Source organism: Roseibium sp. (assembly GCF_048261595.1).
Lineage (GTDB): Bacteria > Pseudomonadota > Alphaproteobacteria > Rhizobiales > Stappiaceae > Roseibium.
Genome location: NZ_JBLXFW010000008.1, coordinates 24,514 through 35,319, shown reverse-complemented (window position 1 = coordinate 35,319; position 10,806 = coordinate 24,514). Strand labels below are relative to the sequence as shown.

Below are 10,806 nucleotides of genomic sequence, written 5' to 3'. Positions count from 1 at the left end.
AGCTCGCGCTTCAGGCGCCGGTTCTCAGCCTCGTGGTCCACGCCCGGCTTCGGCGAGGGCTCCCCGAACAGCTTCACCCACTTGTAGAGAGAATACTTGCTGACCCCCAAGCGTCGGGACACCTCCCGAACCGGATATCCGCGCACCGTGATCTGATGCACCGCGTCCCGCTTGAACTCGTCGCTGTAGTTGCTTGTCCCCATGGTCGCCTCCTCGGCTCAAAGTAAGGAGGCAAAGCGTCTACAAATCTTGGGGCACCTCATTTATCTGGCGCACAAGAATCGATCCCGCCAGAAAAATCAAGCAGTGCGTGATCAGCTATCTGCAGGGGCCAAACATGCGTAAGTTGCGAGCGTCATGTGTGCACCGCAGCAAATTTTGCGCTTTTGACTTTTGATTGCCTACAGGCGATGCTAACGAAACGTCAGCCTACCGCCGAAGCAGAATACCATCGAAGGCGAACAGCTGATTGGCGATCTGGTGGATCGCTGAGCTACCTTCCTATATTTTGGAGAGTATAGTTGAAAGATTTTCATGCCATTGATGACAGGGTTCTGAGCGGTGAGCCAGTGCCCCAGTCTACACGCTCAAGAAACGCATCGCCTTTTTCATACTCTTCTGTTGGAAAGCGTCTTCTGGATATTTCTGGTGTCGTGATTTTGGCGCCATTGGCTTTGGCAATCATCATTGTCGTTGCGTTCATGATGTGGATTACCGGAGACGGAGGGCCTCTGTTCTTCGGCCATCGCCGGATAGGTATGCATGGAAAGGTGTTTCGATGCTGGAAGGTTCGGACAATGGTTGTCGATGCTGAGTTGCGTCTGCGCGATCATTTGGCTTCTGATTCTGGTGCTGCAAGGGAATGGGCACGGGATCACAAATTGAGCGATGACCCCAGGATCACACACCTCGGCTGTTTCTTGCGGCGTACTAGCCTCGATGAACTGCCGCAGTTGTGGAATGTGTTCAAAGGGGACATGAGCCTCGTCGGCCCTCGTCCAATTGTACGCACGGAAATGCACAAGTACGGCTCTCACCGTGCTGTTTACGCATCTGTTCGACCTGGGGTGACCGGCCTGTGGCAAATTTCCGGGCGCAACGATATCACCTATGCGGAACGCGTTCGGTTTGATGTCGATTATGTAAAGAAAATGTCCTTGTGGACCGATCTGAAAATCATTGCGGGGACATTCAACGCGGTTCTAGATCGGACTGGAAGGTAACTGGCCCCAATGCCCGGCATCATCATCTCAGCAAGCATGAAGAGCTGATGAACAGTAGGGTGGAGGTGGTCACCCAGCGACGAAGATCCCAAGTGGGACGCATGCGCCACATCTTGTAGGTCCTGTATGCGCAGGGTACCCAAGAGGAGATGGGCAAGTTGCACGACTATAGAGTTCTTGTAGAATTGAGAAGGGCAGCGACATGAAGATCGCCGTCGCAGGATTGGGCTATGTAGGCCTGTCGAACGCCGTGCTGCTGGCGCAGCACAACGAGGTCACCGCCGTCGACATCTCCGAAGACCGCGTGCGGACGGTGAACGACGGGCGATGCCCCATCGTCGATGCCGAGCTCGAGGATTTCCTTGCCAACCGCGACCTGGCATTAACCGCGACCACGGATGCCGCCGCAGCCTATGCGGATACGGAATTCGTCATCGTCGCCACGCCGACCAACTACGACGCTAAGTCCAATTACTTTGACACCTCCAGCGTCGAGGCGGTGATCGCCGAGGTGATGGCGGTGAACCCGAGCGCCACCATCGTCATCAAATCCACCATCCCGGTAGGCTACGTTCGCCACATCCGGCGCGAGATGAAGACGGATCAGGTGATCTTCTCGCCTGAGTTCCTGCGCGAGGGCAAGGCGCTCTACGACAACCTCCACCCCAGCCGGATCATCGTGGGCGAGAAGTCTGACCGCGCCGGCACCTTCGCCGACCTGCTGCTCGAAGGCGCGGAGACCAAGGACACTCAGATCTTGTTCACCGACCCGGATGAGGCGGAGGCGATCAAGCTCTTTGCCAACACCTACCTCGCCATGCGGGTGGCCTTCTTCAATGAGCTCGACAGCTATGCCATGGCCGGCGGTATGGACACGCGGCAGATCATCGATGGCATTAGCCTCGACCCGCGCATCGGCGGGCATTACAACAATCCTTCCTTCGGCTACGGCGGCTACTGCCTGCCCAAGGACACCAAGCAGCTGCTGGCGAATTACAGCCACGTGCCGCAGAACCTGATCCGCGCCATCGTCGACGCCAACCGCACCCGCAAGGATTACCTCAGCGACCAGATCCTGATGCGGGGGCCGAAGATCGTCGGCATCTACCGACTGGTGATGAAGGCGGGGTCGGACAACTTCCGACAAAGTTCGATCCAGGGGATCATGAAGCGGCTCAAGGCCAAGGGGGTCGAGGTCATCGTCTACGAGCCGGTACTCGAGGACGATCATTTCTTCCGCTCGCGGGTAATCCGCGATCTCGACACCTTCAAGGCCGAGGCCGATCTCATCGTCGCCAACCGCCTCACGGATGACATCCGCGGCGTGGCGGACAAGGTCTTCACCCGCGACCTGTTCGGCGGAGACTGAGATGCAGACGGTCCTCGTCACCGGCTCCGCGGGCTTCATCGGGTTCCACCTCTGCCGCCGCCTCTTGGCGGACGGGTTCCGGGTCGTCGGGCTGGATGCGATGACCGACTATTACGACGTGACCCTCAAGGAGGCGCGGCTGGCGCAGCTCGGCCCCTCCAACGCCTTCACCCAGATCACCGGCCGGGTCGAGGATCCGGGCCGGGTGAGGGGCCTGTTCGACGAGCATCGCCCGGATTACGTCATCCACCTCGCGGCGCAGGCAGGGGTGCGCTATTCGATCGAGAACCCGCGTTCCTATCTCGAGGGCAACATCGTCGGCACCTTCGAGATCCTCGAGGCGGCGCGGGCCTTCCCGCCGAAGCACATGCTGCTGGCCTCAACCTCCTCGGCCTACGGCGCCAATACCGAGATGCCCTACCGCGAGACCGACCGCGCCGAGCACCAGATGTCGTTCTACGCGGCGACCAAGAAGGCCACCGAGAACGTGGCGCATTCCTATTCGCACCTGTTCGGGCTGCCGGTGACGATGTTCCGGTTCTTCACCGTCTACGGGCCTTGGGGAAGGCCCGACATGGCGCTGTTCAAGTTCACCAAGGCGATCCTCGGGGGAGAGTCCATCGACGTCTACAACCACGGCGACATGAAGCGCGACTTCACCTATATCGACGACCTCGTGCAGGCGATCCGCCTACTGATGGACGTTGTGCCCGTACGCCCCGCGGACGGCACCGTGTCGGACATTGACAGCCTGTCGCCCGTGGCGCCGCACAGGGTGGTCAACATCGGCAACTCCGACGCGGTCCAACTGACCGATTTCATTGAGGCGATTGAAGCAGCGACGGGACTGCACGCCGAACGCAATCTTATGCCGATGCAGCCTGGAGATGTGCCTGCTACTTGGGCTGATGCGGAATTGCTGAAAACCCTGACGGGATACCGTCCATCGACCTCGGTCGGAGAGGGCGTGTCGCGCTTCGTGAAATGGTACCGCGAATATTATCACCCGAACGAGGCAGGCGTTTTGAAGGCGTCCGCAGTGCAAGGATAAGGAGACGGACATGGCTCCACACCTGCTTTACATCCACGTACCAAAGTGCGGTGGGACTAGTTTCGGATCTGCGGTGCGTCTAGCATACCTGAACTCTCAGGCGACTATCAGGCTCGAGACCTCCCGCAGGATCAGGGAAGCTCTCTACCCGGACGCGGAGGGCGTAGAAAAGATTCTACGGGAATACGAAATCCGCAAGATAATGCTGGGCGAACTCATGCTGAAGCGTGTGCAATGTATCTCGGCGCATGTACATTATTCCGCCGGGTTGCACGGGGCGCTGGATCCGGAGCGCAAGATCGTTACGCTCCTGCGGGAACCGGTCGCACGGTTCCTATCGCACTACGCCTATGTCCAGAGAAATCACCCGGACAGAGATCGCCCAAGCACGCTTGAGGCTTTCTTGGAAAGCGATAGCGCGAAGCGGTTCGGCTCGACCTACCTTCTCTATTTTGGGGGCTCCTACCAGCATATCACCAACGATTTCGATAGTGTAATGAATACTGCACAGAGCAATCTCGACCGTTTCGACCTAATCGGAGACCTGTCGCGCACAGCGGCGTTCCGTAAGGGTCTGCGCAAGCTAGTGGGCCGCCCCCTGCTGAACTGGGAGCGCAACAGGCGCCCAGGGAAAACTCCTAGTCAGGCACGTGACATCGCGACCAATCTTCGCCTCAGAATAGAGGAGCTTTGCGCCCCCGATATCGCACTCTATCGATACGTCCAATCCCTGTCCACCTGTGTGTGACGTAGCTACCGGGAGAATGCTATGTCGTCAAGCATGGGGCAGAAACTGATAGGCGTACAGTACATGTGCGCCGTTGCGCCTTCTATGGCTCTTGTCGGCCATATCCTCTCTGAAGTGCTTCTTCTCGACCTGGTAGGGAAGTTAACTTACTGCGCGATCATGGTGTATAGATGACCTCTGGGCCTATGCCAACGACGTCACACTGGAGTTGTTACGGGCCGGAAAGCCAACGGACAACTGCTTCATCGAAGCATTCAACGGTAAGCTCTGGACAGAATTGCCGGAATGTCCGTTGGTTTATGAGGCTTGCGGACACCCGCGAAAAACTGAAAGATCGCCGTCGACACTACAACGAAGACCGATCCCGCAGTGCAATCGGATACTACATCCCGATTGCCATGCATTATTTCGATGGCCTCATCTGCCCGTCATCGGGAGACAGCCGGAAAAATCCAGCTTCCGGTTGTCCAAGGTTAGGGGACAGCCACCTGCAGGCTCTCGTTTTGGACAAGGACCTCGCGAGGGCAGGTAAATCCTGCAAGCGAGGATGCTAGGATTGCCGATTTTATGGTCGGCTGAACCGGAATATTTCCCGATGAACAGCGAGAGCGAAATCGGTGCTGGCGATTTGTTAAGGCCTCATCTAATCCATCTGGTGAAAGTAAGACTTTGACAGCGAGAACATGCGTCTGTCGCAGAGCTGGGGGGCCGGTGTCGAGTATTCAGGAACCAGTCAGAATAGTGTTGAGAAGCAATGTCTAGCGTGAATGACAGATACCGTCAGGACATCCAAGGACTGAGGGCAATAGCCGTGGGATCGGTCGTCTTCTTCCACGCTTTCCCCGACCTCATGCCTGGCGGGTTTGTGGGGGTAGACATTTTCTTCGTTATCTCGGGGTTTCTGATTACCGGGATACTTTACAGAGATATTGTCGAGGGTGATTACTCGCTGACCGACTTTTACCGGAAGAGAATCCGACGGATATTTCCGGCGCTCTTTTTGGTATTGTCGAGTACGCTTGCCATGGGGGCGTTTGTCTTATCACCTGAGGCATACCGCGAGTTGGCCCGTACGACGGTTTCGTCGACGCTCTTCGTCTCAAATATCGAATTCTGGCAGACTAGCGATTATTTCAGCCGGGCGGCCGAACTGAGGCCACTGCTGCACACGTGGTCGCTCTCAGTCGAGGAACAGTTCTATTTGGTATTCCCGATCACCCTATGGGTGGTGATGCGCTACGTCCGCACTCTACTTATGCCATTGCTTGTTCTGAGCTTTGCGGTGTCGCTCCTCCTGAGCGAAAAATTCTTGCCCGGCTCCGGCTCCGATATGGGCGCATATTTCCTGACGCCGTTCCGGATGTATGAATTGCTGACAGGCAGCATTCTCGCAATATCACCGATGCCGAAGTTCATGGAAAATCAGTCTCTGCGCGGTGGCATAGCGACGCTCGGCCTAGGCATGATCGCCGCCTCACTTTATGTGCTCACGCCGACTTCGCCCTTTCCGGGCTACAACGCGGTTCTGCCAACCCTCGGAGCGGGGCTGGTGCTATACGCGGGTCGAACTGGGGAAAGTGCTGCAGGACGGGTTATTTCGACGTCCCCGTTCCGTTTCTTCGGTGCGATTTCCTATTCGCTCTACCTCTGGCACTGGCCCGTGCTTGCCTATCTGAGGATCACCATTCAGCCTGGACATCTGTCTCCTGTTATGACGCTTTCAGCTATGGCCTTGTCGGTGCTGCTTGCGGTCGCAAGTTATCGGTTGGTCGAACAGACTTTTTCCCATTATAGGCTGACAGCCCTGCCGTTCCTTAGGCTGGGGGTGGCAGGGATGCTCGCCACCTGCCTGATGGCAGGTGGCGTATGGCAAAAGAAGGGATTCCCGACGCGGTTCTCTCCCGAGGCCCTCCAGATGTTTTCTGGCTCTGACAATTTCAGTCCGGACCGCAAGCGATGTCATCGTGAGCCGGGACAAGTTCGGTCCTATGGTGAGACCTGCGTTCTTGGCGCTGCAGATATTGCTCCCCGCGTTGTGGTGTGGGGAGACAGCCACGGTGTGGAACTGTCTCGGGCGCTTGGCGATGTTCTCGGACGGGTAGGGCGTTCCGTTCGGCAAGTGACGGCTTCAGCCTGTCCTCCCTCCGTCGGTATCCGGTTTCCGGATCGTCCGGATTGTGAGCAGGTGAACGAGGAGATTCTCCGGAACATTGCCGCAGATGACCGTGTGAAAGACGTCATCTTGGTAGCGAATGCGGTGCGCTATATTGAACAGGGAATTGTCGAAGCCGGTGATTTCGCCACCACATACGAAACCATCTTGGGAACATTGCAGGCCGCGGGAAAGAGAGTTATTATATTGGCGCAGATCCCAAACATCAACATGGATGCGGCTTCTTTGGCAGGCTATGCGGTGAATGCGGGAAAAAACGCATCTAGCATCGGCCGCGCGCGATCCGAGGTGGACAGAGAAGCTATGCCTTGGACGCGCGAACTTGCAAAACTGATGGCCCGGCACGAAAGCGTCCGTATCTACGAGCCGAGCATGTCTCTGTGCAATGACGACTTTTGCCCAATCTTGAAATCCGGCGACGTGCTCTATTTCAACCCCACCCACGTCAGTATGGCTGGCGCCCGCCTGATTGCCAAAGACCTCTTCCCATCCTTGTAGAAAATGGGGCTGTACTGGTGCCTGTCGCGGTATGCGGCGCGTAAATCGGCGGTTTCTTTCGTTAGTATATCGATTGATCACCACCGCCTTATAGAGACACGGATCATGCTAATAACACGTCTAGGTGCAAAGGCTTTTCCACCGGTGCCTGATAGAGCCTCCAGAAAAGGAGCGGCTTGAATCATGGCAAAATTCAAACTGAAAGGCCCGGCTTTCTGGTCGGTTCTATTGCAGTTTTCGCGCTTCGGCGGAAATGCTCTTGTCTTCTTTGCCATCGCTCGCTTCCTGACGATCGAGCAGATCGGCGCTTTCGGTATGGCCTATGCTCCGATCCGCTGGCTGCAGGTTCTGCACAAAGCTGGGGTTTCTAACTGCGTCGTTGTCGCCATGCGCGGCAATTCAGTGGGCAGCGCAAGGGACCAGGAAGAGGTCTTCTCGGCGCTCTTTTGGCTTTCCATGGGCATAACAGTGATTGCGTCGATGGTCCTTGTAGGGATCGCGGCTGTATTGCAGATTTTCAGCGAAAACAGCCAAGGCGTGACTTGGATGATCTACGCGATGATTCCGGTCCTGATCGCCTTCGGGTTAAGTAGTGTGCCCGAAGGGATCATGCAGAAAAAACTGCAAATCAAGGCGCTTGCAATACGAACGCTTTTTGTGCAGGCCGTGGCGGCCATGATCACTTTTATGCTGGCCATGAAGGGGTACGGGGGCTGGGCCTTGGTTGGGTTTACAGTCTTAAATGCGGTTGCAAGCAGCGTCATTTCGATCATTGCTGCCCGTTGGCTGCCCAAAGGCAGACCGAGATGGCCCCATATTCGGGAGCAGTTGCCGCAGATGTCTTCGATCTCCGGACGCGCACTACTGGCATCGTCCACACGTCCGATGATGCAGTTTGCCATCGGCCTAGTCATCGGTTTTGAGGCCTCCGGCGCCTTCCAGATTGCCCAACGGGTCTACCAGATCCTCGACGCGCTCTGCCTCGCCCCAATCCGGTTCCTGATCCTTCCGTTGTTTTCACGGGAGGTTGATCGGAAGGGTGCACTTTCTGCCACGACCGTCATCCGAGCTCTCCAGATGGCTGGCATAATCTCAGCACCATTCTATCTGGGGACAATGATAATTTCGCGGCCCACACTCACCTGGATTATTGGCCCTGAAAACGCAGCCCACAGCGTCTTGCCGCTGCAACTCCTTTGTCTACTCGGGTTGAACATTACGAGCGTGACCATCCTGACACAGGCCGCGACCGTGATCGGGCATTCCAAAGTCACGTTCTGGCGGGCTCTTTGGACACTCTGCGGTACCGCAATACTGGGACTGCCATCGCTGTTCATATCCACCGAGGCAGTTGTTCTGAGCTTTGTTGCGGCATCGTACGCGAACCTGATCTACTATTATACGTGTCTTGGGCCGGCTTTCAACCGCGCTCCGAAGGACTTGGTCCTTCCGGTCGCTTATCCCTATCTCGCGGGCCTTCTGGCCCTTGTGCCCCTCACGGGAATCCATCTCTTCTGGTCGCCACAGAGTAGTGCGTTTCGGTGGGTCTACATGGGCGGAATTCTGACGGCGCTCAGTCTCTATGCCGTGCTTCTCAAGTTGCTAGTCCCCGCCGCCTGGCGGGAGTTCGTCGAGCACATGCGCTAGTGGTATGCTGTTTCATATGGAATAAGAGTTTCGCGCCAAAGCTCCTGGGATTCATTATCTTAGACCAAAATTTTGATAATAGGTCGTTGCGCGATTTGGCGAAAATATCATCCGACTTTTGTGAATAAGGTCGAAATATGAACAGAAATCTCAAAAATTTGGGAAGTGACGGAATGCAAAAGTTTGTACTTGGAATTGGTGCTCAGAAATCTGGGACAACTTGGTTGTATGAGTATATATCCAAGGACTATAGGTTTCGACGTGGCCCAGTGAAGCCGAAAGAGCTTCATGTTTGGAATCACAGAGAGATTTCGGAATTTCATGAGAAAAGAAGGAGGTTGACAAATGCCTTTAATCTTTCTCGCCTGTATTTGTGGAGAATGGAAAAATCGGATTATTTCTACTTTGATTACTTCACAAATCTTCTGAAGCACGGTGGAATTGCGGTCGACATTACCCCTGCTTATAGTGGGCTTTCCCAGGGCACGCTAATCCGAATAAATGATGAGTTCGCAAAAAGAAACATATTACTCCAGTGCGTATTCCTCATGAGGGATCCCGTCGCCCGCTGCGTTTCTGGGTTTGGCCACAACAGGTCGAGATCTGTATCCAGGGAAGTTCGTCAGGGTGCCCCACGCGGAAAGGAAGTGAACGAATCCTTCAGGGAATATTTCAAGTCTGAAAGCTGCATGTTTCGAACTAGATACGACATTACTATAAAAAATGCGTTGAGTGCCTTTGGAAAAGAAAAATTCGGCGCATTCCTCTATGAGGATATCTTCAAGGGGGATGGCCTACAACAGCTCGCCGACTTTCTTGAAATGCCGCCAAGGCCCGAACTACTTGACCGGAAGGCGAATGTGGCGCGAAAATCTTACGAAATCGAAGAATCTGCGAAAAGGGAATGCGCGCAATTTTACGCCGAGACCTACGCGTACGTCTCGGCGCTGATTCCTTCTGCCAAGGCGACCTGGAAAGGGATGCAATACCTCTGAGCCAAACTGGTCTTTCTGGTCGCCTTGCCGGATCAGCTTGCTCTCCTCCTGAAGGCTTCATGCCAGAGAAATGCGATTTTTCTTGGGACGCCGGACATGAACCATTGCGCCCATCCGATGGATAATGCAGGTAGGATGCGGCGCATGCGGTAGTCCGTGCGCTGCCCGTCCGAATACTTCTTGATGTGATCGCGGCACAGGAAGTTGATGCAGGCGATTTCGACTGGCGTCAACTCTTCCAGATAGGCTGACAGACGCTCTTTGCTTGGTGGTTGGCGGGTAAGTGAGTGTTGCCAGAGCTCCTTTTCCGGGGTGTCTGCTGTCTTGTAGTATTCAAGGATATTTGGATCAAATGGGACCTCCAGCCAAGTGCAGAGGGTTCGTAGGACCTGCTCAGTATTCACAATAAGATCCCAATATGAAATTGGAAATACACGAGAATCCCCTTCGAAGGCATCTTGCGCCTTGACGGCCCGGTTCCAGCGTAGGGCGACGCGGATCGTGTTGAGAAAAGAATTGAACCGGCCGTCTCGTTTGGTGAGTTTTTTCTTCTCCGAAGCGAAACTTGCTCGCGGATCCCGGATAATATGAACTGCGCGACCGACTGGGAATATCTCGAAGAATTGTCCGAGCCGTTCGATCGAATTAGGGTTCTTCACACCGCAAAGAATGGCGCCGGGTTTGTGTTTGTGACAGTACGCATTACAGATCAGCCTGATCGATTTGGGGTAGGAGATCGGCTTCTGCGCAGCCTCGAAGGCGGCATAGACCTCGTCGCGGGTGAGGTTCCAGAATTCAAACCTGTTTACCGAAAAAAGATCATCCAAATAACGATCCACATGTGTCCAAATATCGATCGTATCTCCGAATGTCTTTGCGAGAACCTCAAAATAGTCACATTCATATCCGATTGCGATCTGCTCATGGGTGTTGAGGATCGTCCGCAGCAAGGTTGTCCCCGAGCGTTGGCAACCGACAATCAGGATTGGATCTTTCTCTGCGGTTCTGGCATTTTTGCCCGGCGTCGGTACGTTCGGCATGATAGAGGCCTCTTCTCGGTTTCTGTTCTAGTCCCAGTCTGGATGCTGCTGTGGTAAGGTAT

Annotated in this window: 9 protein-coding genes and 1 pseudogene; 8 read left to right on the top strand and 2 right to left on the bottom strand. The window is 55.2% G+C overall.

The window, feature by feature from the left end; translation table 11 throughout:
* Positions 1-203: transposase (locus tag ACN0SY_RS19370; protein WP_417690120.1), on the bottom strand; the 203-nt coding region annotated here is incomplete at its 3' end.
* A 318-nt stretch (positions 204-521) separates the two neighbouring features.
* On the opposite strand from ACN0SY_RS19370, the gene ACN0SY_RS19365 reads away from it, so the two are divergent.
* The 8 genes and pseudogenes from ACN0SY_RS19365 to ACN0SY_RS19330 all read left to right on the top strand — a co-directional run bounded on the left by ACN0SY_RS19365 (position 522) and on the right by ACN0SY_RS19330 (position 9,704).
* Positions 522-1,223, top strand: coding sequence for a sugar transferase (locus ACN0SY_RS19365; protein ID WP_417690118.1), 702 nt, complete (start codon positions 522-524; stop codon positions 1,221-1,223).
* 202 nt (positions 1,224-1,425) lie between these two features.
* The gene (locus ACN0SY_RS19360; RefSeq protein ID WP_417690116.1) at positions 1,426-2,592 is read left to right on the top strand and encodes a nucleotide sugar dehydrogenase; all 1,167 of its coding nucleotides are present in this window, start codon (positions 1,426-1,428) and stop codon (positions 2,590-2,592) included.
* 1 nt (position 2,593) lies between these two features.
* Entirely contained in the window at positions 2,594-3,643 is a 1,050-nt protein-coding gene (locus tag ACN0SY_RS19355; protein WP_417690114.1) for an NAD-dependent epimerase/dehydratase family protein, read from the top strand.
* A gap of 10 nt (positions 3,644-3,653) precedes the next feature.
* Positions 3,654-4,391: a sulfotransferase domain-containing protein gene (locus ACN0SY_RS19350; RefSeq protein ID WP_417690112.1), complete on the top strand. Its 738-nt coding sequence runs from the start codon at positions 3,654-3,656 to the stop codon at positions 4,389-4,391.
* 172 nt (positions 4,392-4,563) lie between these two features.
* A pseudogene (locus tag ACN0SY_RS19345) lies at positions 4,564-4,783 on the top strand (integrase core domain-containing protein); the annotation flags it as partial.
* A 362-nt stretch (positions 4,784-5,145) separates the two neighbouring features.
* The gene (locus ACN0SY_RS19340; protein ID WP_417690110.1) at positions 5,146-7,062 is read left to right on the top strand and encodes an acyltransferase family protein; all 1,917 of its coding nucleotides are present in this window, start codon (positions 5,146-5,148) and stop codon (positions 7,060-7,062) included.
* Between the two features lie 183 nt (positions 7,063-7,245).
* Positions 7,246-8,709, top strand: a complete 1,464-nt coding sequence (locus tag ACN0SY_RS19335; protein ID WP_417690108.1) for an oligosaccharide flippase family protein — start codon at positions 7,246-7,248, stop codon at positions 8,707-8,709.
* Positions 8,710-8,882: 173 nt separating this feature from the next.
* Complete coding sequence (locus ACN0SY_RS19330; RefSeq protein ID WP_417690106.1) at positions 8,883-9,704, top strand: sulfotransferase domain-containing protein; 822 nt, start codon at positions 8,883-8,885, stop codon at positions 9,702-9,704.
* A gap of 32 nt (positions 9,705-9,736) precedes the next feature.
* Here ACN0SY_RS19330 and ACN0SY_RS19325 read toward each other — a convergent pair whose 3' ends face one another.
* Positions 9,737-10,744, bottom strand: a complete 1,008-nt coding sequence (locus ACN0SY_RS19325) for a sulfotransferase family protein (protein WP_417690104.1) — start codon at positions 10,742-10,744, stop codon at positions 9,737-9,739.
* Between the last annotated feature and the right edge of the window lie 62 nt (positions 10,745-10,806).

What these genes read in the sequence shown, in the direction of transcription:
- ACN0SY_RS19335 (WP_417690108.1), top strand. Translation starts at nt 7,246, where the DNA reads ATGGCAAAATTCAAACTGAAAGGCCCGGCTTTCTGGTCGGTTCTATTG.
- ACN0SY_RS19360 (WP_417690116.1), top strand. Translation starts at nt 1,426, where the DNA reads ATGAAGATCGCCGTCGCAGGATTGGGCTATGTAGGCCTGTCGAACGCC.
- ACN0SY_RS19330 (WP_417690106.1), top strand. Translation starts at nt 8,883, where the DNA reads ATGCAAAAGTTTGTACTTGGAATTGGTGCTCAGAAATCTGGGACAACT.
- ACN0SY_RS19350 (WP_417690112.1), top strand. Translation starts at nt 3,654, where the DNA reads ATGGCTCCACACCTGCTTTACATCCACGTACCAAAGTGCGGTGGGACT.
- ACN0SY_RS19340 (WP_417690110.1), top strand. Translation starts at nt 5,146, where the DNA reads ATGTCTAGCGTGAATGACAGATACCGTCAGGACATCCAAGGACTGAGG.
- ACN0SY_RS19355 (WP_417690114.1), top strand. Translation starts at nt 2,594, where the DNA reads ATGCAGACGGTCCTCGTCACCGGCTCCGCGGGCTTCATCGGGTTCCAC.
- ACN0SY_RS19325 (WP_417690104.1), bottom strand. Translation starts at nt 10,744, where the DNA reads ATGCCGAACGTACCGACGCCGGGCAAAAATGCCAGAACCGCAGAGAAA.